Annotated in this window: 18 protein-coding genes; 16 read left to right on the forward strand and 2 right to left on the reverse strand. The window is 71.4% G+C overall.

The window, feature by feature from the left end; all coding sequences use genetic code 11:
- Positions 1 to 67: 67 nt before the first annotated feature.
- Positions 68 to 607 carry a beta-class carbonic anhydrase gene (locus BLW86_RS27620; RefSeq protein ID WP_030693448.1) on the reverse strand — a complete coding sequence of 180 codons (540 nt, stop codon included), beginning with the start codon at positions 605 to 607 and terminating at the stop codon, positions 68 to 70.
- A 327-nt stretch (positions 608 to 934) separates the two neighbouring features.
- On the opposite strand from BLW86_RS27620, the gene rsmH reads away from it, so the two are divergent.
- From rsmH to BLW86_RS27700, 16 genes are all read left to right on the forward strand, one after another.
- The gene (gene rsmH / locus BLW86_RS27625) at positions 935 to 1,891 is read left to right on the forward strand and encodes a 16S rRNA (cytosine(1402)-N(4))-methyltransferase RsmH (RefSeq protein WP_093876537.1); all 957 of its coding nucleotides are present in this window, start codon (positions 935 to 937) and stop codon (positions 1,889 to 1,891) included.
- Entirely contained in the window at positions 1,888 to 2,559 is a 672-nt protein-coding gene (locus BLW86_RS27630) for a cell division protein FtsL (protein ID WP_093876538.1), read from the forward strand. The genes rsmH and BLW86_RS27630 overlap by 4 nt, the downstream gene beginning before the upstream one ends.
- A 7-nt stretch (positions 2,560 to 2,566) precedes the next feature.
- Positions 2,567 to 4,561, forward strand: a complete 1,995-nt coding sequence (locus BLW86_RS27635; protein ID WP_093876539.1) for a peptidoglycan D,D-transpeptidase FtsI family protein — start codon at positions 2,567 to 2,569, stop codon at positions 4,559 to 4,561.
- A gap of 16 nt (positions 4,562 to 4,577) precedes the next feature.
- Positions 4,578 to 6,251 carry a UDP-N-acetylmuramoyl-L-alanyl-D-glutamate--2,6-diaminopimelate ligase gene (locus BLW86_RS27640; protein WP_093876540.1) on the forward strand — a complete coding sequence of 558 codons (1,674 nt, stop codon included), beginning with the start codon at positions 4,578 to 4,580 and terminating at the stop codon, positions 6,249 to 6,251.
- Between the two features lie 4 nt (positions 6,252 to 6,255).
- The gene (gene murF / locus BLW86_RS27645; RefSeq protein WP_093876541.1) at positions 6,256 to 7,680 is read left to right on the forward strand and encodes a UDP-N-acetylmuramoyl-tripeptide--D-alanyl-D-alanine ligase; all 1,425 of its coding nucleotides are present in this window, start codon (positions 6,256 to 6,258) and stop codon (positions 7,678 to 7,680) included.
- A complete protein-coding gene (gene mraY, locus BLW86_RS27650) occupies positions 7,677 to 8,747 on the forward strand; it encodes a phospho-N-acetylmuramoyl-pentapeptide-transferase (RefSeq protein ID WP_093876542.1) in 1,071 nt (356 codons plus the stop codon). The genes murF and mraY overlap by 4 nt, the downstream gene beginning before the upstream one ends.
- A complete protein-coding gene (gene murD / locus BLW86_RS27655; RefSeq protein ID WP_093876543.1) occupies positions 8,729 to 10,168 on the forward strand; it encodes a UDP-N-acetylmuramoyl-L-alanine--D-glutamate ligase in 1,440 nt (479 codons plus the stop codon). The genes mraY and murD overlap by 19 nt, the downstream gene beginning before the upstream one ends.
- 55 nt (positions 10,169 to 10,223) lie before the next feature.
- A complete protein-coding gene (ftsW, locus tag BLW86_RS27660; RefSeq protein ID WP_093876544.1) occupies positions 10,224 to 11,564 on the forward strand; it encodes a putative lipid II flippase FtsW in 1,341 nt (446 codons plus the stop codon).
- A 6-nt stretch (positions 11,565 to 11,570) separates the two neighbouring features.
- The gene (gene murG / locus BLW86_RS27665) at positions 11,571 to 12,665 is read left to right on the forward strand and encodes an undecaprenyldiphospho-muramoylpentapeptide beta-N-acetylglucosaminyltransferase (RefSeq protein ID WP_093876545.1); all 1,095 of its coding nucleotides are present in this window, start codon (positions 11,571 to 11,573) and stop codon (positions 12,663 to 12,665) included.
- 26 nt (positions 12,666 to 12,691) lie between these two features.
- Positions 12,692 to 13,495, forward strand: a complete 804-nt coding sequence (locus tag BLW86_RS27670; protein WP_093876546.1) for a cell division protein FtsQ/DivIB — start codon at positions 12,692 to 12,694, stop codon at positions 13,493 to 13,495.
- A 278-nt stretch (positions 13,496 to 13,773) separates the two neighbouring features.
- Positions 13,774 to 14,988: a cell division protein FtsZ gene (gene ftsZ / locus BLW86_RS27675; RefSeq protein WP_093876547.1), complete on the forward strand. Its 1,215-nt coding sequence runs from the start codon at positions 13,774 to 13,776 to the stop codon at positions 14,986 to 14,988.
- Positions 14,985 to 15,725, forward strand: coding sequence for a peptidoglycan editing factor PgeF (gene pgeF, locus BLW86_RS27680; protein WP_093876548.1), 741 nt, complete (start codon positions 14,985 to 14,987; stop codon positions 15,723 to 15,725). Before ftsZ ends, pgeF begins: the two co-directional genes overlap by 4 nt.
- Complete coding sequence (locus BLW86_RS27685; RefSeq protein ID WP_093876549.1) at positions 15,722 to 16,441, forward strand: YggS family pyridoxal phosphate-dependent enzyme; 720 nt, start codon at positions 15,722 to 15,724, stop codon at positions 16,439 to 16,441. Before pgeF ends, BLW86_RS27685 begins: the two co-directional genes overlap by 4 nt.
- Before the next feature lie 122 nt (positions 16,442 to 16,563).
- On the forward strand, positions 16,564 to 17,184 hold the full coding sequence (locus BLW86_RS27690) for a cell division protein SepF (protein ID WP_093876550.1): 621 nt from the start codon (positions 16,564 to 16,566) through the stop codon (positions 17,182 to 17,184).
- A gap of 80 nt (positions 17,185 to 17,264) precedes the next feature.
- Positions 17,265 to 17,555 (forward strand): YggT family protein, encoded by a 291-nt coding sequence (locus BLW86_RS27695; protein ID WP_017238790.1) that lies wholly within the window; start codon positions 17,265 to 17,267, stop codon positions 17,553 to 17,555.
- Between the two features lie 67 nt (positions 17,556 to 17,622).
- Complete coding sequence (locus BLW86_RS27700) at positions 17,623 to 18,726, forward strand: DivIVA domain-containing protein (protein WP_093876551.1); 1,104 nt, start codon at positions 17,623 to 17,625, stop codon at positions 18,724 to 18,726.
- A gap of 318 nt (positions 18,727 to 19,044) precedes the next feature.
- Here the strand turns inward: BLW86_RS27700 and ileS are convergent, their stop codons facing one another.
- The gene (ileS, locus tag BLW86_RS27710; RefSeq protein ID WP_093876553.1) at positions 19,045 to 22,176 is read right to left on the reverse strand and encodes an isoleucine--tRNA ligase; all 3,132 of its coding nucleotides are present in this window, start codon (positions 22,174 to 22,176) and stop codon (positions 19,045 to 19,047) included.
- Positions 22,177 to 22,230: the final 54 nt, after the last annotated feature.

A 22,230-nucleotide genomic window follows, 5' to 3' on the forward strand; every position in this document is an offset into this window, starting at 1 on the left:
GTTGGCGCGGCCGGGCCGTGTCACTTGCCTGCGGACAAGTGGGAGGGAAATGCCGGGGTTTGGCGGGTTACGCCGGGTCGATCTCGCGCAGCAGACCGGTCGTGACGTCGAAGACGAAGCCGCGGACGTCGTCGGAGTGCAGCAGGAAGGGGGAGGTCCGCACCCGCTGCATCGACTGCCGGACGTCCTGGTCGACGTCCCGGAAGGCCTCGACCGCCCAGGCCGGCCGCTGGCCGACCTCGTCCTCCAGCTCGTGCCGGAAGTCCTCGGTGAGCGACTCGAGACCGCAGTTCGTGTGGTGCACCAGCATCACGCTGCGGGTGCCGAGGGCGCGCTGGCTGATGGTGAGCGACCGGATCACGTCGTCGGTTACCACGCCGCCCGCGTTGCGAATGGTGTGGCAGTCGCCGAGTTCGAGGCCGAGGGCCGCGTGCAGGTCGAGACGGGCGTCCATGCAGGCGACGACGGCGACGCGCAGTACGGGCCGCGCGTCCATTCCCGGGTCGGTGAAATCGGACGCGTAGCGGGCGTTGGCCTCGACGAGACGGTCGGTGACCGTGGGGCCGGTGCGTATGGCGTCGGCGGAGGGGTGCGCGGAGGTCGACATGGTTCCGACGTTAATGGTCACAGGCTTTCCGGGCCTGCTGTGAGAGGGGACAAAGAACCTCAATGAGCCTTGTTGTGAGCTATGCCACAGGCACGGGCGGCTCCGCCCCCGAACGGGTGAGCCGTCCGGAATGTCCGGACCGGCCGTCGGTGCCGGGCGACGCGCCAGTCGGTTGATTGACCGGCGGGTCCCGTGGACTAAAGTGACGCGGAGTTCACGGAGACAACGAGCGATTTCCCGCGGTTTCTCCCCCCGTGTGTGCGGCGGTACCTCCGGCTCGGCCTCCGCCCGCGGTACGTGCCTCCGCGCCGGACCTGAGAGGGCGCATTGAGCAACGACCGACACGTCCCGGTGATGCTCCAGCGGTGCCTGGACATGTTGGCCCCCGCACTGCAGCGCCCCGGCGCGGTCGTCGTCGACTGCACCCTGGGCCTCGGCGGCCACAGCGAGGCCCTGCTCGAGCGGTTCCCCGAGGCGCGGCTCGTCGCCCTCGACCGCGACAAGGAGGCCCTGCGGCTCTCCGGCGAGCGGCTCGCCCCGTACGGGGACCGGGCCACCCTCGTCCACGCCGTGTACGACGAGCTGCCCGAGGTCCTCGACCGTCTCGGCATCCCGAAGGTGGACGGCGTCCTCTTCGACCTGGGCGTCTCCTCCATGCAGCTGGACGAGGCCGACCGCGGCTTCGCCTACGCCCAGGACGCCCCGCTCGACATGCGCATGGACCAGACGACCGGCATCAGCGCGGCCGAGGTCCTCAACACGTACCCGCCGGGCGAGCTGGTCCGGATCCTGCGCGCGTACGGCGAGGAGAAGCAGGCCAAGCGGATCGTCTCCGCGATCGTGCGCGAGCGCGAGAAGGAGCCCTTCACCAACAGCGCCCGGCTCGTCGAGCTCATCCGCGACGCCCTGCCGCAGGCCGCCAAGCGCACCGGCGGCAACCCGGCCAAGCGCACCTTCCAGGCCCTGCGCATCGAGGTCAACCACGAGCTCGAGAGCGTCGAGAAGGCCATCCCGGCGGCCGTGAAGGCCCTCGCCGTCGGCGGCCGGGTCGTCGTCCTCTCGTACCAGTCCCTGGAGGACCGGATCGTCAAGGGCGTCTTCGCGGCCGGCGCGGCGACCACGGCCCCGCCCGGGCTGCCGGTCGTCCCCGAGAAGTACCAGCCCCGGCTGAAGCTGCTCACCCGGGGCGCCGAGCTGCCCACGGAGGAGGAGGTCGCCGAGAACCGGCGCGCCGCCCCCGCCCGGCTCCGGGGTGTCGAGCGCATCCGGGAAGACGTCCTGTGAGCACGGCGAAGGGGCCCCTCAAAGGGCGGGCCGCGCGGCTCGGCCGGCTCATGCCGTCGGGGCCCAGCTCGGCCGCCCGCACCCCCTTCGTCCTGCTCGTCGTCGTCCTGCTCGGCGGCGGCCTGATCACCCTGCTCCTGCTGAACTCGGCCCTCAACCAGGGCTCCTTCCAGCTGAACGAGCTCAAGGACAGGACCACCGAGCTCACCGACGAGGAGCAGGCGCTCCAGCGGGACGTCGACGACTACGCGGCCCCCGACGCCCTGGAGCGGCGGGCCCGCCGACTCGGCATGGTCCCCGGCGGCAGCCCCGCGTTCCTCGGCCCGGACGGCAAGGTCCTCGGCGAACCCTCGGTCGCGGTCGCCCCCAAGCCGACCCCGAAGCCCAAGCCGACGCCGAAGCCCCCGGTGACCTCCGGGACCGCGCCCGCCACCCGGACCAGCGCCTCCGGCACGTTCGAGAGCCGGGCAAGCACCGGAACGGACCTGGCGAACCTCGGCCCACCTCCCACCAGTGCTTTCCCCACCGGCGGGAGCCCCACCAGTCCGGGCCCGTCCGGCACCGGCCAGGCATGGGCGGGGCCGGGACCAGATGTCCAGGACCCCACAGGCATCGGCCAGGCACGGACAGTGCCAGTACCTCCGTCCCCAGAAACCACCGGCAGGTGACCGAGCAGTGCCTCCCAAGGAGCCCCCGGGCCGCCGCGTCCCCGGCCCCGCCCGGCCCGCACGCCCCCGGCCCGCCTCCGCCGGGGCCCGGACGTCCGGAGCCCGCCAGGCCCGGCCCGCCCCGCGCCCGGCGGCGAAGCGGCCTGCCGCCCGGCCTCCGGCCCGGCAGCCCCGCACCATCCGGCTGGGCAGCCCCCGGCCCCGGCTACGGCTGATCTCCCTCGGCCTGACCCTCGTCATGCTGGTCTTCGTGGTGCGGCTGCTCCAGGTCCAGGCCGTCGACGCCAGCGCGTACGCGGCCAAGGCCGACAAGTACCGCTTCCAGGAGTACACGCTCTCCGCCGAGCGGGGCGAGATCACCGACCGCAACGGCATCGCGCTCGCCGCCAGCGTCGACGCGTACGACATCACGGCCGACCCCAAGCTCTTCACCCGCGAGGAGTCGAAGACCGCCGACGCCCCCGAGCAGGCGGCCGCGCTCCTCGCCCCGATCCTCGGCAAGGAACCGGCGGAGCTCGCGAAGAAGCTCCGTACCCCCAAGTCCCGCTACACCCTGCTCGCCCGCAAGCAGACCCCGCAGGTCTGGAACCAGATCAAGGACCTCAAGCGGGTCTACGGGCAGAAGGCCCAGGCCGTCGGCGGGAACGGGATCAACCTCCTCGGCGGCATCCTCAGCGAGCCCAGCACCAAGCGCGTGTACCCGAACGGCGAGCTCGCCGCCGGGATACTGGGATACGTCAACGCCGAGGGCCGCGGCGCCGGCGGCCTGGAGTCCATGCTCGACCCCGAACTCGCCGGCCGGGACGGGAAGATCCGCTTCACCGCCTCCGGCGGCCGGCAGGTCCCGACCGCCGGCTCCCAGGGCACCCCCGCCGTCCCCGGCTCCGACATCGAGCTCACCATCGACCGGGACATCCAGTGGGCCGCCCAGCAGGCCATCAGCGACCAGGTCCGCAGGTCGAAGGCCGACCGCGGCTACGTCGTCGTCCAGGACACCCGCACCGGCGAGGTCCTCGCGATGGCCAACGCCCCCGGCTTCGACCCCAACGACCTCTCCGCCGCCAACGCCGCCGCCATGGGCAACGCCGCCCTCCAGGACGCCTACGAGCCGGGCTCCACCGCCAAGGTCATGTCGATGGCCGCCGTCCTGGAGGAGGGCAAGGCCGCCCCCGACACCCACGTCACCGTCCCCAACCGGCTCCACCGCGGCGACCGGCTCTTCAAGGACGACGTCGACCACAAGACCTGGTACCTGACGCTCAACGGCGTCCTCGCCCGGTCCAGCAACATCGGCACCATCCTCGCAACCGGCCAACTCGGCGCCACCCAGGCCGAGTCCAACCGGGTCCTCTACTCCTACCTGCGCAAGTTCGGCATCGGCAGCCCCACCGGCCTGCACTACCCGGGGGAGACCCCGGGCATCCTCGCCAAACCGCAGGACTGGTCCACCTCGCAGCAGTACACGATCCCCTTCGGCCAGGGCCTCTCCGTCAGCGCCATGCAGGCCGCCTCCGTCTACTCGACCATCGCCAACGGAGGCGTACGGATCGAACCGACCCTCGTGCGGGGCACCAAGGGGCCCGACGGGCGCTTCACCGCGGCCCCCGCGCCCAAGGAGTCCCGGGTCGTCAGCGAGAAGACGGCCACGTCCCTCGCGCAGATGCTGGAGTCCGTCGTCGACGACGAGGAGGGCACCGGCAACAAGGCCGCGATCCCCGGCTACCGCGTCGCGGGCAAGACCGGCACCGCCAACCGCGTCGACCCCGAGCTCGGCCGCTACAAGGGCTACACCGCCTCCTTCGCCGGCTTCGCCCCCGCCGACCAGCCCCGCGTCACCGTCTACTGCGCCATTCAGAACCCCACCAAGGGCAACTACTTCGGCGGCCAGATCTGCGGACCCATCTACAAGAAGGTCATGGAGTTCGCCCTCAAGACCCTCCACGTCGCCCCCACGGGCAGCGCACCCGCCCGACTGCCGGTCGGCTTCGAACCCACCCCGTGACACTCCGGGAGCACCAGTGACAACGATCACCCCCCATTCCGGGAACCGGAAATCGAACTCCGGCGAGGCCCCGGGCTCTTTTGGCCCCGCACAGGGTGCGCCCGGTACGCTCACCGCCGTGCCACACGCTGATCAGTACCGAAACGCCCCACCCCGGCCGGAGCAGGCCCGCCCGACACCCCTGGGCGACCTGGCCGCGCAGCTCGGGGTCGACGCCCCGCAGGCCGCCGAGATCTCGGGCATCACGCACGACTCGCGGGCCGTGCGCCCCGGGGACGTGTACGCGGCCCTGCCCGGCGCCCGCGCGCACGGCGCGGACTTCGTCACCCAGGCCGCCGGGCTCGGCGCCGCCGCGATCCTCACCGATCCGGCGGGCGCCGAGCGCGCCGCCGCGACCGGCCTCCCGGTCCTCGTCGTGGACAACCCGCGCGGCCGGATGGGCGAACTCGCGGCCGCGATCTACGGGCGCCCCGGCGAGGACCTCCTCCAGATCGGCATCACCGGCACCTCCGGCAAGACCACCACCGCCTACCTGGTGGAGGGGGGCCTGCGCGGCTCCGGGCGGAGGACCGGCCTCGTCGGCACCGTCGAGATGCGGATCGGCGACGAGCGCATCAAGTCCGAGCGCACCACCCCGGAGGCCACCGACCTCCAGGCGCTCTTCGCCGTCATGCGCGAGCGGGGCGTCGAGGCCGTCGCCATGGAGGTCTCCAGCCACGCCCTGGTGCTCGGCCGGGTCGACGGCTGCGTCTTCGACGTCGCCGTCTTCAACAACCTCAGCCCGGAGCACATGGAGTTCCACTCCGACATGGAGGACTACTTCCAGGCCAAGGCCGGGCTCTTCACGCCCGAGCGCAGCCGCCTGGGCGTGGTCAACCTCGACGACGCGTACGGCCGCAGGCTCGTCGCGGAGGCCACCGTCCCGGTCGTCACCTTCTCCGCCGAGGGCCGCGCCGAGGCCGACTGGCGCGCCGAGGACCTCGTCCTCGGCTCCCACGACTCGACCTTCACCGCCGTCGGGCCCGAAGGCGAGCGGATCTCCGCCACCGCCCCGCTGCCCGGCCCGTTCAACGTCGCCAACACCCTCGCCGCGATCGCCACCCTCGCCGCCGCCGGCCTGGACCCGAAGGCCGCGGCCGAGGGGGTCGCCGCCGTCCCCGGCGTCCCGGGCCGCCTGGAGCGGGTCGACGCCGGCCAGCCGTACCTCGCGGTCGTCGACTACGCGCACAAGACGGACGCCGTCGAATCGGTCCTGCGCTCCCTGCGCGAGGTCACCGAGGGCCGGCTGCACGTGGTCATCGGCTGCGGCGGCGACCGGGACACCACCAAGCGCGGCCCGATGGGCGCCGCCGCCGCCCGGCTCGCCGACACCGCCGTCCTGACCTCCGACAACCCCCGCTCCGAGGACCCCCTGGTGATCCTCAGCGCCATGCTCGCCGGTGCCGTCGAGGTGCCGGCGCAGGAGCGCGGCCACGTCCTCGTCGAACCGGACAGGGCCGCCGCCATCGCCGCCGCCGTCGCCCGCGCGCGACCCGGCGACACCGTCCTGGTCGCCGGCAAGGGCCACGAGCAGGGCCAGGAGACCGCAGGGGTCGTCCGCCCCTTCGACGACCGAGAGGTCCTGCGCGAGGCGATTCTCCAGCAGCAGAGCCAGCAGGACGCACACCGTCACGAGAACAGTCAGGGATGAAGCAGTGATCGCCCTCTCCCTCGCCGAGATCGCCGAAATCGTCGGCGGGCAGGCGCACGACATACCGGATCCGGCCGCCCGGATCACCGGGCCCGTCGTCATCGACTCCCGCGAGGTGCGGGCCGGCAGCCTCTTCGCGGCCTTCGCCGGTGAGCACGTCGACGGCCACGACTACGCGGAGCGCGCCGTCGCGGCGGGAGCGGTGGCCGTGCTCGCCGCCCGCCCCGTCGGCGTCCCCGCCCTCGTCGTCGACGACGTCCAGACCGCGCTCGGGGCCCTCGCCCGCGCGGTCGTGGAACGGCTCGGCACCGATGTCGTCGCCCTCACCGGCTCGGCCGGCAAGACCTCCACGAAGGACCTGATCGCCCAGGTCCTCGACCGGCACGCGCCCACCGTGTGGACGCCCGGCTCGCTCAACAACGAGATCGGCCTGCCGCTCACGGCGCTCCGCGCGAGCGACGAGACCCGGCACCTGGTCCTGGAGATGGGCGCCCGCGGCATCGGCCACATCCGCTACCTCACGGAGCTCACCCCGCCCCGCATCGGCCTCGTCCTCAACGTGGGCACCGCCCACATCGGGGAGTTCGGCGGCCGGGAGCAGATCGCCCAGGCGAAGGGCGAGCTCGTCGAGTCCCTGCCGTCCGCCGAGGAGGGCGGGATCGCGGTCCTCAACGCCGACGATCCGCTCGTCCGCGCCATGGCGAGCCGCACCAAGGCCCGCGTGACCCTGTTCGGCGAAGCGGACGAAGCGGCCGTACGGGCCGAGAACGTCCACCTCACAGAGAACGGACAGCCTTCTTTCAGTCTTCACACACCCACCGGGTGCAGCGACGTGACCTTGCGCCTGTACGGTGAGCACCACGTGTCGAACGCGCTCGCAGCGGCCGCCGTCGCGCACGAGCTGGGCATGCCTGTCGAAGAGATCGCCACCGCGCTCTCCGAGGCGGGCACCCTGTCGCGCTGGCGCATGGAGGTCACCGAGCGTCCGGACGGCGTGACGATCGTCAACGACGCCTACAACGCGAACCCCGAGTCCATGCGAGCCGCCCTGCGCGCGCTCGCGGCCATGGGCAGGGCCGCACAGGCCCGAGGGGCTCGTACGTGGGCGGTGCTCGGCAAGATGGCCGAGCTCGGTGACGCATCGCTCGTCGAGCACGACGCGGTCGGACGGCTCGCCGTCCGGCTCAACGTCAGCAAGCTCGTCGCGGTCGGGGGCAGGGAAGCGTCCTGGCTGCAACTGGGCGCATATAACGAGGGTTCGTGGGGTGAGGAGTCGGTGCACGTGTCCGACGCGCAGGCGGCTGTCGACCTGTTGCGCAGTGAGCTGCGCCCGGGGGACGTCGTCCTTGTGAAGGCTTCCAGGTCGGTCGGTCTCGAACAGGTCGCGCTGGCGCTCCTCGACACCGAGGGCGAGGTCACCGGCCGATGAGGCAGATCCTCTTCGCGGGGGCCATCGGGCTCTTCCTGACCCTGATCGGCACGCCGCTGCTGATCAAGCTCCTTGCCCGCAAGGGGTACGGGCAGTTCATCCGGGACGACGGCCCGCGCGGTCACGCCGGGAAGAAGGGCACGCCCACCATGGGCGGCATCTCCTTCATCCTGGCCACGCTCATCGCGTACGCGCTGGCCAAGGTCATCACCGGTGAGGACCCGACGTACTCGGGCGTCCTGGTGCTGTTCCTCATGGCCGGCATGGGCCTGGTGGGCTTCCTCGACGACTACATCAAGATCGTCAAGCAGCGGTCGCTCGGTCTGCGGGCCAAGGCGAAGATGGCCGGGCAGCTGATCGTCGGCATCGCCTTCGCCGTCCTCGCGCTGCAGTTCGCGGACCTGCGCGGGCTCACCCCCGCCTCCACGAAGCTCTCCTTCATCGCGGACTTCGGCTGGGCCATCGGCCCGGTGCTCTTCGTGGTCTGGGCGCTCTTCATGATCCTGGCCATGTCCAACGGCGTGAACCTGACGGACGGTCTGGACGGTCTGGCCACCGGCGCCTCGGTGATGGTCTTCGGCGCGTACACCTTCATCGGGCTCTGGCAGTTCCAGGAGTCCTGTGCCAACGCGGTGACGCTGACCAACCCCAACGCCTGTTTCGAGGTCCGCGACCCGCTCGACCTCGCGGTCGTCGCCTCCGCGCTGATGGGAGCCTGTTTCGGCTTCCTCTGGTGGAACACCTCGCCCGCCAAGATCTTCATGGGTGACACCGGCTCGCTCGCCCTCGGCGGCGCCCTCGCCGGTCTCGCCATCTGCTCCCGTACGGAGCTCCTGCTGGCCCTGCTCGGCGGCCTGTTCGTCCTGATCACGATGTCCGTGGTCATCCAGGTCGGCTCGTTCAAGATGACCGGCAAGCGCGTCTTCCGGATGGCACCCCTCCAGCACCACTTCGAACTCAAGGGGTGGTCCGAGGTCCTGGTCGTCGTCCGGTTCTGGATCATCCAGGGCATGTGCGTGATCGTGGGCCTGGGCCTCTTCTACGCGGGATGGGCATCGGAAAAGTGACAGAACAGCTCGACTGGAACGGCAAGAAGGTCACCGTCGCGGGACTCGGCGTCTCCGGGATCCCGGCCGCCCGCGTCCTGCACGCCCGCGGCGCGCTCGTGACCGTCGTCAACGACGGCGACGACGAGCGCTCCCGGGCCCAGGCCGCGGAGCTGGAGGCGGAGGGCATCACCGTCCGCCTCGGCGACGGGGCCACCCTGCCGACCGGCACCGAGCTGATCGTCACCACCCCCGGCTGGCAGCCCGACAAGCCCCTCTTCGCGGCCGCCGCCGAGGCGGGCGTGGAGGTCTGGGGCGACGTCGAGCTCGCCTGGCGCCTGCGCGGCCCCGGAGCGGCACCCTGGCTCGCGGTCACCGGCACCAACGGCAAGACCACGACCGTGCGGATGCTCGCCTCGATCCTGGAGGCGGCGGGCCTGCGGACCGCCGCCGTCGGCAACATCGGCGTCTCGCTCCTCGACGCCGTCCTCGGCGAGGAGCGGTACGACGTCCTCGCCGTCGAGCTCTCCAGCTACCAGCTGCACTGGGCGCCCTCCGTCCGCGCCCACTCGGCCGCCGTGCTCAACCTGGCGCCCGACCACCTCGACTGGCACGGCTCCATGGAGGCGTACGCCGCCGACAAGGGCCGGATCTACGAGGGCAACCAGGTCGCCTGCGTCTACAACGTCGCCGACAAAATCACCGAGGACCTGGTGCGCGAGGCCGACGTCGAGGAGGGCTGCCGGGCCATCGGCTTCACCCTCGGCACCCCCGGCCCCTCGCAGCTCGGTGTCGTCGAGGGCATCCTCGTCGACCGCGCCTTCGTCGAGAACCGGCAGAAGAACGCCCAGGAGCTCGCCGAGGTCTCCGACGTCCAGCCGCCGGCCCCGCACAACATCGCCAACGCCCTCGCCGCGGCCGCCCTCGCGCGCGCCTTCGGCGTCGAGGCGAAGGCCGTACGGGACGGCCTGAAGGCCTTCCGGCCCGATCCGCACCGCATCGAACTGGTCGAGGAGATCGAGGGAGTCACGTACGTCGACGACTCCAAGGCCACCAACACCCACGCCGCCGAAGCCTCGTTGGCCGCCTACGACCCGATCGTCTGGATCGCCGGCGGCCTCGCCAAGGGCGCGACCTTCGACGAGCTCGTCCAGCGGTCGGCGAAGCGCTTGCGCGGGGCCGTCCTGATCGGCGCCGACCGCGCCCTGATCCGCGAAGCCCTGGCGCGACACGCCCCGGAGGTCCCGGTGGTGGACCTCGACCGGACCGACACTGGGGCGATGTCCGAGGCGGTCCGCGAGGCGGCCCGGCTCGCCCGCCCGGGAGACACGGTCCTGCTCGCCCCGGCCTGCGCCTCGATGGACATGTTCACCAACTACAACAAGCGGGGCGAGGCCTTCGCGGACGCCGTCCGCGCCCTCGCCGCCACCGGGGACGCCTGACCCGACCAGCGGGAGGGTCCGGCCGGACCGGGCACGACTGGAGGGGACAGCGACCATGCCGAGCAAGATCGCCGGGACACGCCGGCCCTCCGCCGCACGTGGCGGAGGGCGGGCCCCCGCGACCCCGCGGCGGGTGCGCGGCGGTGGCGTACGGGGGGCCTACGAGCGGCTCCGCAAGGCCTGGGACCGGCCCCTCACGGCGTACTACGTGATCATCGGCGCGGGGCTGCTCATCACCACGCTCGGCCTCGTGATGGTCTACTCCGCCTCGATGATCACGGCGCTCCGCTACGACCTGGTGCCCTCCTACTTCTTCCGGAAGCAGTTCTTCGCCGCGCTCCTCGGCACCGGACTGCTCCTGGTCGCCTCGCGGATGCCGGTCAAGCTGCACCGGGCGCTCGCCTACCCGATCCTGGTCGGCGCGGTCTTCCTGATGGTCCTCGTGCAGATCCCCGGGATAGGGCACGCGGTCAACGGCAACCAGAACTGGATCTCGCTCGGCGGCCCCTTCCAGCTCCAGCCCAGCGAGTTCGGCAAGCTGGGGCTGATCCTGTGGGGGGCCGACCTGCTCGCGCGCAAGCAGGACATGCGGCTCCTGACCCAGTGGAAGCACATGCTGGTGCCGCTGGTCCCCGGGGCCTTCATGCTGCTCGGACTGATCATGCTCGGCGGCGACATGGGCACCTCGATCATCCTCGCGGCCATCCTCTTCGGCCTGTTGTGGACGGCCGGAGCGCCCACCCGGCTCTTCGTCGGCGTGCTCACGGTGGCCGGCGCGATCGGTGTGCTGCTGATCAAGACGAGTTCGAACCGGATGAAGCGCTTCGACTGCATCGGTGCGACCGACCCCGGCGGGGAGGGAGCCCCCTGTCTGCAGGCCGCGCACGGAATCTATGCTCTGGCCTCGGGCGGATGGTTCGGTTCCGGACTCGGTGCGAGCGTCGAGAAATGGGGCCAACTCCCCGAAGCGCACACCGACTTCATCTTCGCGGTCACCGGTGAGGAACTGGGTCTCGCGGGGACGCTGTCGGTACTCGCCCTGTTCGCGGCTCTAGGCTATGCGGGTATCCGCGTGGCCGGAGGCACGGAGGACCCCTTCGTGAGGTTCGCCGCGGGAGGTGTGACCACCTGGATCACGGCTCAGGCCGTGATCAACATCGGTGCGGTGCTCGGCCTGCTGCCGATCGCCGGTGTCCCGCTCCCGCTGTTCTCCTACGGAGGGTCGGCCCTGCTGCCGACCATGTTCGCCGTCGGGCTCCTCATCGCCTTCGCGCGACAGGAACCCGCCGCGAAAGCGGCCCTGGCCATGCGTCGCCCCGGCTGGGGCAAGCGGGCCGGGAAGAGATGGAAGTCGATGCGACGGCGCGTCAAGAAGCGCCCGTCCGGAGAGCGGTGAATTTCGGTGCATGTCGTACTCGCCGGCGGGGGGACCGCCGGCCACATCGAGCCCGCGCTGGCCCTCGCGGACGCCCTGCGCAGGCAGGACCCCAGCGTGGGGATCACGGCGCTCGGCACGGAGAAGGGTCTGGAGACCCGGCTCGTGCCCGAGCGGGGCTACGAGTTGGCGCTCATCCCCGCCGTACCGCTGCCCCGCAAGCCCACCCCCGAGCTGATCACCGTCCCCGGGCGGCTGCGCGGCACGATCAAGGCGGCCGAGCAGGTCCTGGAGCGCACCAAGGCGGACTGCGTGGTCGGCTTCGGCGGCTACGTGGCCCTGCCCGGCTATCTCGCGGCCAAGCGCCTCGGGGTGCCCATCGTGGTCCACGAGGCCAACGCCCGGCCCGGCCTGGCCAACAAGATCGGTTCGCGGTACGCGGCCGGGGTCGCCGTCGCGACCCCGGACAGCAAGCTCCGCAACGCCCGTTACATCGGCATCCCGCTGCGGCACACCATCGCGACCCTCGACCGGGCGCGGATGCGGCCCGAGGCGCGCGCCGCCTTCGGCCTCGACCCGAACCTGCCGACGCTGCTCGTCTCCGGCGGCTCCCAGGGCGCCCGACGGCTCAACGAGGTGATCCAGCAGATCGCCCCGGTGCTCCAGCGCTCCGGCATCCAGATCCTGCACGCGGTCGGCCCGAAGAACGAGATGCCGCGCGTCGACAACATGCCCGGTATGCCGCCGTACGTGCCGGTACCGTACGTGGACCGGATGGATCTCGCGTACGCCGCGGCCGACATGATGCTCTGCCGCGCGGGCGCGATGACCGTCGCCGAGCTCTCCGCCGTCGGGCTGCCCGCCGCGTACGTCCCGCTGCCCATCGGCAACGGCGAACAGCGGCTCAACGCCCAGCCGGTGGTCAAGGCGGGCGGCGGGCTCCTCGTCGACGACGCGGAGCTGACGCCGCAGTGGGTGCAGGGCAACGTCCTGCCCGTACTGGCCGATCCGCACCGGTTGTACGAGATGTCCCGTGCCGCCGCCGAGTTCGGCCGCCGGGACGCCGACGACCTGCTCGTCGGCATGGTGTACGAGGCGATCGCCGCCCGCCGCCAGGCGTAGCGGCGGCTGAGGGCAGGAGGCGCCGGGTGGCAGCCGGACCGACGACCGCGGAGAAGAGCGGTACCAGCAAGTCGAAGGGGTCGTCGGAGCGGTCGCCCGGCGCCAATGCCCGGAACCGACGGTTCCGGGTACCTGCCCCCCGGCTGCTCCTCGTGGCGCTCGGCCTCGTCGTGCTCGTGGTCGGCGGGGTCTGGGCGCTCTACGGATCGACCTGGTTCCGTGTGGAACGTGTGAAGACTTCCGGCACCCGGGTTCTGACGCCGGCCGAGGTCGAGGCGGTCGCCGCCGTCCCGATGGGCGCCCCGCTCGTCAGCGTCGACACCGACGCGATCGAGGCCCGGCTCCGGCAGCGGCTGCCGCGGATCGAGTCGATCGACGTCGTGCGGTCATGGCCGCACGGAATCGGGCTGAAAGTGACGGAACGGCAGCCCGTCCTGCTTGTCGAAAAGGGCGGAAAGTTCACGGAAGTGGACTCCACGGGCATGCGGTTCGCCACCGTCGACACGGCCCCGCGCGGCGTCCCCCGACTCGTCCTCGACAGCGCCGCCTCGCCGAGCCTCCGCCGCTTCGGCGCGGACCGGCTGCTCCGGGAGGCGGTCCGCGTCCGTGGCGAACTCCCGCCGGAAGTCGCCCGGGACACTCGTGTCGTACGCATCACCTCGTACGACTCCGTCACCCTGGAGCTGGCCGGGGGGCGGACGGTCTTCTGGGGCAGCGGCGAGCACGGCCCGGTCAAGGCCCGGGTGCTGACCGCCCTCATGAAGGCGAGCCCCAAAGCGGGGCACTTCGACGTAAGTGCCCCCACGGCGCCCGCCTCGTCCGGAAGTTGACGGCCATCTCCGCTGGCCAGCACCCTGGTTGGCCAGCGCTACGGGTGATCACATAGGGTGAAAAGAAAAACGGGAGGTTCGGCGTGTTCGTTGAACGTGCGCCACTTGTCGACTTAGTGTCCTGTTCGGAAGAGTCCAGCGAACAGAGACACTGGTAACCCTAAACTTCAACGTTAGGGTTCGGGTCGGCGTTTCGGACCGTCCCAATCGGCATCCGTCGGAGCGGCGCGACCAACCGCGCAGCGACGACACGTAACTCGAGGCGAGAGGCCTTCGACGTGGCAGCACCGCAGAACTACCTCGCAGTCATCAAGGTCATCGGTGTCGGCGGCGGTGGTGTCAATGCCATCAACCGAATGATCGAGGTCGGTCTCAAGGGCGTCGAGTTCATCGCGATCAACACCGACGCGCAAGCGCTGTTGATGAGCGACGCCGACGTCAAGCTCGACGTCGGCCGTGAACTCACCCGCGGCCTCGGGGCCGGGGCCAACCCGGCCGTCGGTCGCAAGGCGGCAGAGGACCACCGTGAGGAGATCGAGGAGGTCCTCAAGGGGGCCGACATGGTCTTCGTCACCGCCGGCGAAGGCGGCGGCACCGGCACCGGCGGCGCGCCCGTCGTCGCCAACATCGCGCGCTCGCTCGGCGCCCTCACGATCGGTGTGGTCACCCGGCCGTTCACCTTCGAGGGCCGTCGGCGCGCCAACCAGGCGGAGGACGGCATCGCCGAGCTCCGCGAAGAGGTCGACACCCTCATCGTCATCCCCAACGACCGGCTGCTCTCGATCTCGGACCGCCAGGTCTCCGTGCTCGACGCCTTCAAGTCGGCCGACCAGGTCCTCCTGAGCGGTGTCCAGGGCATCACCGACCTCATCACCACCCCGGGCCTGATCAACCTCGACTTCGCCGACGTGAAGTCGGTCATGTCCGAGGCCGGTTCGGCGCTCATGGGCATCGGCTCCGCCCGCGGCGACGACCGCGCCGTGGCGGCGGCCGAGATGGCGATCTCCTCGCCGCTCCTGGAGGCCTCCATCGACGGCGCCCGCGGCGTGCTGCTCTCCATCTCCGGCGGCAGCGACCTCGGCCTCTTCGAGATCAACGAGGCCGCGCAGCTGGTCAGCGAGGCGGCCCACCCCGAGGCCAACATCATCTTCGGCGCCGTCATCGACGACGCCCTCGGCGACGAGGTCCGGGTCACCGTCATCGCGGCCGGCTTCGACGGCGGTCAGCCGCCGGCCCGCCGCGACAACATCATCGGCTCGGTCTCGGCCAAGCGCGAGGAGCCGGCCCCGGCGCCCCGCGTCACCGAGACCCCCCGCCCGCTGGGCGGCCTCGGCACGGTCCCCCCGCGCGAGGAGCCGGCCCCGGCCCCGGCCGAGCCCGCCCCGGTCGCCAACGAGACCCCGCTGGCGTCCGTCCCGCCGGTCGTCCCCCCGGCCCGTCCGTACGCGGACAGCCAGGCCGAGGAGCTGGACGTCCCGGACTTCCTGAAGTGATAGGACATCGCTTCGACGCGAACGGCGCCCACTTCGCCTTCACCGACCGGTGGGGCGGGGTGAGCGCCGTTCCGTACGAGGAGCTCAACCTCGGCGGAGCGGTGGGGGACGAGCCGGCGGCCGTCCGCGCCAACCGGGCCGCCGCCGCCGGAGCCCTCGGGCTCGACCCGGCGCGGGTGGTCTGGATGAACCAGGTGCACGGCGCCGACGTCGTCGAGGTCGACGGCCCGTGGGGGGACGCGGACGTCCCGTCCGTCGACGCGATCGTCACCGACCGGCCCGGACTCGCCCTCGCCGTGCTCACCGCGGACTGCGTCCCCGTCCTCCTCGCCGATCCGGTCGCCGGGGTCGCGGCCGCCGCCCACGCCGGGCGGCCCGGGATGACCGCCGGCGTCGTCCCCGCCGCCGTCGCGGCGATGACGAAGCTCGGCGCCGACCCCGCCCGGATCGTCGCCCGCACCGGACCCGCCGTCTGCGGCCGGTGCTACGAGGTGCCGGAGACGATGCGCGCCGAGGTCGCGGCCGTCGAACCCGCCGCGCACGCGGAGACCTCCTGGGGAACCCCCGCCGTCGACGTCGCCGCCGGAGTGCGCGCGCAGTTGGCGCGGCTCGGGGTCCGGGACATCGAGGACGCCGGGGTCTGCACCCTGGAATCGCGCGACCACTACTCGTACCGCCGCGATCGCACCACAGGGCGACTCGCGGGATATGTCTGGTTGAACCGAGAAGAGACATGACGGATCGCAAGTCGGAACTCGCCGCGAACCTCTCCGCGGTGGAGGAGCGCATCGCCGCCGCGTGTGCCGCCGCCGGGCGCGCGCGGGAGGAGGTGACGCTGATCGTGGTCACCAAGACCTACCCCGCGAGCGACGTCAGACTCCTGCACGAACTCGGGGTGCGGCACGTCGCCGAGAACCGGGACCAGGACGCCGCCCCCAAGGCGGCCGCCTGTGCCGACCTTGATCTGACCTGGCACTTCGTGGGCCAGTTGCAGACCAACAAGGTCCGATCCGTGGTGGGTTATGCCGATGTGGTGCAGTCCGTCGACCGCCTGAAGCTCGTTTCCTCGCTCTCCGCGGCCGCGGAGAAGGCGGGCCGCGAGCTCGGCTGTCTCCTCCAGGTCGCGCTCGACGCCGAGTCCGGCGAGCGGGGCGACCGCGGCGGCGTCGCTCCGGACGGCATCGAGGAGTTGGCGGCCGCCGTCGACGCCGCGCCCGGACTGCGGCTCGACGGACTGATGACCGTCGCCCCGCTCGCCGGCGAGTACGCCGGCCGGCAACGCGCGGCCTTCGACCGGCTGATGGATTTGTCGACTGCCCTGCGCGCGACCCGTCCGGCTGCGAACATGGTGTCAGCAGGGATGAGCGCGGACCTCGAGGAGGCCGTCGCTGCCGGGGCGACACACGTACGCGTCGGTACGGCGGTACTCGGTGTCCGCCCGAAGCTCGGGTAACGTCGCGAAGCAAGTCGGACCACAGCAGAAAATATGGTCATTCCGCAGAACGGCGGGGTGGCCCGTGGATCGCCGGCACTTGGTGACGAGGCCGATCCACCACAGAGCGGAGGACTCAGAGAATGGCCGGCGCGATGCGCAAGATGGCGGTCTACCTCGGCCTCGTGGAGGACGATGGGTACGACGGCCGGGGCTTTGACCCCGACGACGACTTCGAACCCGAGCTGGAGCCGGAGCCCGAGCGCGACCGGCGCCACACCCCCCCGCGCCAGGTGGAGCGCGAGGAGCCGGTGCGAGTGGCGCAGCCCCCGGCACCCCGGGAGCCGATTGCCCATTCTGTCCCGATGCTCGCCGAAAGCGGACGTCCGGCCCGAATTGCCCCCGTGGCATCCATCACACCCGAACGCCCGAGCCTGGAGAAGAACGCACCGGTGATCATGCCCAAGGTCGTGTCCGAGCGGGAGCCGTACCGCATCACCACGCTGCACCCGCGGACCTACAACGAGGCCCGTACCATCGGGGAACACTTCCGTGAGGGCACCCCGGTGATCATGAACCTCACGGAGATGGACGACACGGACGCGAAGCGACTTGTCGACTTTGCCGCCGGACTGGTCTTCGGGCTCCATGGCAGCATTGAGCGCGTGACGCAGAAGGTGTTCCTGTTGTCGCCTGCTAACGTCGATGTCACGGCGGAGGACAAGGCCCGGATCGCAGAGGGCGGATTCTTCAACCAGAGCTGAGAACACGAGAACCGGACGGACCGGTCGCGAAGCGGCCGGACAAGCGAGAGCACGAAAGCCAGGGGAGAGGGAAACGCGGGATGGGCGTCGCACTACAGGTGGTCTACATCGTGCTGATGTGCTTCCTCGTCCTCCTGATCGTCCGGCTTGTCATGGACTACGTCTTCCAGTTCGCCCGTTCATGGCAACCCGGTAAGGCGATGGTGGTCGTCCTTGAGGCCACCTACACTGTCACCGATCCACCGCTCAAGCTTCTGCGGCGACTCATCCCGCCGCTGCGTCTCGGGGGCGTGGCACTCGACCTGTCCTTCTTCGTTCTGATGATCATCGTTTACATCCTGATCTCCATCGTGAGCAGCTTCGCGAGGTGATGGTGGAGGAACAAGTGGACGATACGGTCTTGCCGACTGCCGACGACTACGTAGAGGTGAAGAAGAGATGCCGCTGACCCCCGAGGACGTGCGGAACAAGCAGTTCACGACCGTCCGCCTTCGAGAAGGCTATGACGAGGACGAGGTCGATGCCTTCCTCGATGAGGTCGAAGCCGAACTGACCCGCCTGCTCCGCGAGAACGAGGACCTGCGCGCCAAGCTGGCCGCCGCCACGCGTGCCGCCGCGCAGAACCAGCAGCAGGGCATGCGCAAGCCCCCGGAGCCGCAGGATCGTCCCGGCGGTCCCGGCGCACCCGTGCCCGCCGCCATATCCGGACCGCCGCAGCAGCAGCAGCAGATGGGCCCGCCGCAGCTGCCGTCCGGTGCCCCCGCGCTGCCCGCCGGTCCCATGCAGGGCGGCCCCATGCAGGGCGGCCCCATGGGCCCCGGCCCGATGCAGGGTGGCCCCATGCAGGGCGGCCCCATGGGCCCCGGTCCGATGCAGGGCGGCCCCATGGGTCACCCGCAGCAGCAGATGCAGCCGCAGATGCAGCAGCAGCCGCAGCAGGGTCCCGGTGGCGACAGCGCCGCGCGTGTCCTCTCGCTCGCCCAGCAGACCGCCGACCAGGCGATCGCCGAGGCGCGCTCCGAGGCCAACAAGATCGTCGGCGAGGCGCGTTCGCGCGCCGAGGGCCTGGAGCGGGACGCCCGCGCCAAGGCGGACGCTCTTGAGCGGGACGCGCAGGAGAAGCACCGCGTCGCGATGGGCTCCCTGGAGTCCGCCCGCGCCACGCTGGAGCGCAAGGTCGAGGACCTGCGCGGCTTCGAGCGCGAGTACCGCACGCGTCTGAAGTCCTACCTGGAGTCGCAGCTGCGTCAGCTGGAGACCCAGGCGGACGACTCGCTGGCTCCGCCGCGCACCCCGGCCACGGCCTCGCTGCCGCCGGCCCCGTCGATGGCCTCCGCGGGCGCGAGCGCGCCGTCCTACGGCGGCAACGGCGCGATGGGCGGTGCGCCGTCCATGGGTGGCGCTCCCTCCTACGGCGGCCAGCAGCAGATGTCCCCCGCGATGACCCAGCCGATGGCTCCGGTCCGGCCGCAGGCCCCGCAGCCGATGCAGCAGGCGCCGGCGCCGATGCGTGGCTTCCTCATCGACGAGGACGACAACTGAGGCGGCGGATGCCCGCGCTTTGAGCGCGTAGCCGTCGGCAGTCTCGAAGGGCCGGCTCCCCCAGGGGAGCCGGCCCTTCGGCACGCCCTCGCCGACGGGACTGCGCCCCGCGCCGCTCAGCGCGCCGTTCCGTTGTGCCCACCCTCCCCCAAGCTCTCGGCTTCGCTCGAGCAGGGGGACCCCCCTCGCCCCAGCGGAACGATTGCCCACAACGGGGGTGGGTGGGGCACCGTCCTGGCGGGACCGACGCCCGCGGCGGGGGCGGTATGGCGAAGGGCCCGCCTCCCCTTGGGGGAGTCGGGCCCTTCGGCGTGGGGCTTACGCCTTGCGGAGGCGGAAGGTGAGGGTCAGGGACTCGTCCTCGAACGGCGCGCCGTACGAGCCGTCGGCCTCGCCCTGCGCGTAGTCCGTGGACAGGACCTCGTCCGCGATCAGGGACGCGTGGGCCGTCAGCGCGTCCACCGTCTCCGGAGACGTGGACGTCCACCGCAGCGCGATGCGGTCCGCGACGTCCAGGCCGCTGTTCTTGCGGGCCTCCTGGATCAGACGGATCGCGTCACGGGCCAGGCCGGCGCGCCGGAGCTCCGGGGTGATCTCCAGGTCCAGCGCCACCGTCGCGCCCGCGTCGGAGGCGACCGACCAGCCCTCACGGGGGGTCTCCGTGATGATGATCTCCTCCGGGGTGACGGTGATGTCCTCGCCGTTCACCGAGAGCGTCGCCTCGCCGGAGCGGAGGGCCAGCGACAGGGCCGCGGCGTCGGCGGCGGCCACCGCCTTGGCCACGTCCTGGACGCCCTTGCCGAAGCGCTTGCCCAGGGCCCGGAAGTTCGCCTTCGCCGTCGTGTCGACGAGCGAGCCGCCGACCTCCGACAGGGAGGCGAGCGAGGAGACGTTGAGCTCCTCCGTGATCTGGGCCTGGAGCTCCGGCGACAGGGCCGTGAAGCCGGTCGCCGCGACCAGCGCGCGGGACAGCGGCTGGCGGGTCTTCACGCCGGACTCCGCCCGCGTCGCCCGGCCCAGCTCGACCAGGCGGCGGACCAGGAGCATCTGCTCGGAGAGGGTGCCGTCGATCAGGGCGGCGTCGGCCTCGGGCCAGGTGGAGAGGTGGACCGACTCGGGGGCGTCGGGGGTCACCGGCACGACCAGGTCCTGCCAGACCCGCTCCGTGATGAAGGGGGTCAGCGGGGCCATCAGGCGGGTGACCGTCTCGATGACGTCGTGGAGCGTGCGCAGCGCCGCCTTGTCGCCCTGCCAGAAGCGGCGGCGGGAGCGGCGCACGTACCAGTTGGAGAGGTCGTCGACGAAGGCCGAGACCAGCTTGCCGGTGCGCTGGGTGTCGTACGTCTCCATCGCCTCGGTGGTCTCGGCGACCAGCGTGTTCAGCTCGGAGAGCAGCCAGCGGTCGAGGACCGTGCGGTCGGCCGGCGCCGGGTCCGCCGCGCTGGGCGCCCAGCCGGACGTGCGGGCGTACAGCGCCTGGAAGGCGACCGTGTTCCAGTAGGTGAGGAGGGTCTTGCGCACCACCTCCTGGATCGTGCCGTGGCCCACCCGGCGCGCCGCCCACGGCGAGCCGCCGGCCGCCATGAACCAGCGGACCGCGTCGGCGCCGTGCTGGTCCATCAGCGGGATGGGCTGGAGGATGTTGCCCAGGTGCTTGGACATCTTCCGGCCGTCCTCGGCGAGGATGTGGCCCAGGCAGACCACGTTCTCGTACGAGGACTTGTCGAAGACGAGCGTGCCGACGGCCATCAGCGTGTAGAACCAGCCACGGGTCTGGTCGATGGCCTCGGAGATGAACTGGGCGGGGTAGCGGGACTCGAAGAGTTCCTTGTTCTTGTACGGGTAGCCGTACTGCGCGAACGGCATCGAGCCCGAGTCGTACCAGGCGTCGATGACCTCCGGCACGCGGGTGGCGGTCTTCGAGCAGCTGGGGCACGGGAAGGTGACCGCGTCGATGTACGGGCGGTGCGGGTCGAGCTCCGACTGGTCGGTGCCCGTCAGCTCGGTGAGCTCCGCGCGCGAGCCCACGCAGGTCAGGTGGTCGTCCTCGCAGCGCCAGATCGGCAGCGGGGTGCCCCAGTAGCGGTTGCGGGAGAGCGCCCAGTCGATGTTGTTGTTCAGCCAGTCGCCGAAGCGGCCGTGCTTGACCGACTCCGGGAACCAGTTCGTCTTCTCGTTCTCCTCGAGGAGACGGTCCTTCACGGCGGTCGTACGGATGTACCAGGACGGCTGCGCGTAGTAGAGCAGGGCCGTGTGGCAGCGCCAGCAGTGCGGGTAGCTGTGCTCGTACGCGATGTGCTTGAAGAGCAGGCCGCGCGCGTCCAGGTCGGCGGTGAGCGCCTCGTCGGCCTTCTTGAAGAAGACGCCGCCGACCAGCGGCACGTCCTCCTCGAAGGTGCCGTCGGGGCGGACCGGGTTCACGACCGGCAGGCCGTAGGCCTTGCAGACCTTGAGGTCGTCCTCACCGAAGGCGGGGGACTGGTGGACCAGACCCGTGCCGTCCTCGGTCGTGACGTACTCGGCGTTGACCACGTAGTGGGCCGGGGCGTCGAAGGGGACCAGCTCGAAGGGGCGCTGGTAGGTCCAGCGCTCCATCTCCGCGCCCGTGAAGGACTCGCCCGTGGTGACCCAGCCCTCGCCGAGCGCCTTCTCGACCAGCGGCTGGGCGACGACGACGCGCTCGTCGCCGTCCGTGGCGACCACGTACGTCACCTCGGGGTGCGCGGCGACCGCCGTGTTGGACACCAGGGTCCAGGGGGTCGTCGTCCAGACCAGGAGCGCCGCCTTGCCCGCGAGGGGGCCGGACGTGAGCGGGAAGCGCACGTACACGGAGGGGTCGACGACCGTCTCGTAGCCCTGGGCCAGCTCGTGGTCGGAGAGGCCGGTGCCGCAGCGGGGGCACCAGGGGGCGACGCGGTGGTCCTGGACCAGCAGGTCCTTGTCGAAGATCTGCTTGAGGGACCACCAGACCGACTCGATGTACGAGGGGTCCATGGTCCGGTAGGCGTCGTCGAGGTCGACCCAGTAGCCCATGCGGGTCGTGAGCTCGGCGAAGGCGTCGGTGTGCCGGGTCACGGACTCGCGGCACTTGGCGTTGAACTCGGCGATGCCGTACGCCTCGATGTCCTTCTTGCCGGAGAAGCCGAGCTCCTTCTCGACGGCGAGCTCGACCGGCAGGCCGTGGCAGTCCCAGCCGGCCTTGCGGGCCACGTGGTAGCCGCGCATGGTCCGGAAGCGGGGGAACACGTCCTTGAAGACGCGGGCCTCGATGTGGTGGGCGCCGGGCATGCCGTTGGCGGTGGGCGGGCCCTCGTAGAACACCCACTCGGGGCGTCCCTCGGACTGCTCCAGGGTCTTCGCGAAGACCTTGCTCTCGCGCCAGAAATCGAGCACGTCGTGCTCCAGCGCGGGCAGGTCGACCTGGGCGGGCACCTGGCGGTACTGCGACATCGATCTTCCTCCGGCGGACGGTTCTCTTCCGTCGGAGGGACGAGAGCACTGCTC

Origin of the sequence: Streptomyces sp. TLI_105, from assembly GCF_900105415.1 — a bacterium.
Taxonomy (GTDB): Bacteria; Actinomycetota; Actinomycetes; order Streptomycetales; family Streptomycetaceae; genus Streptomyces.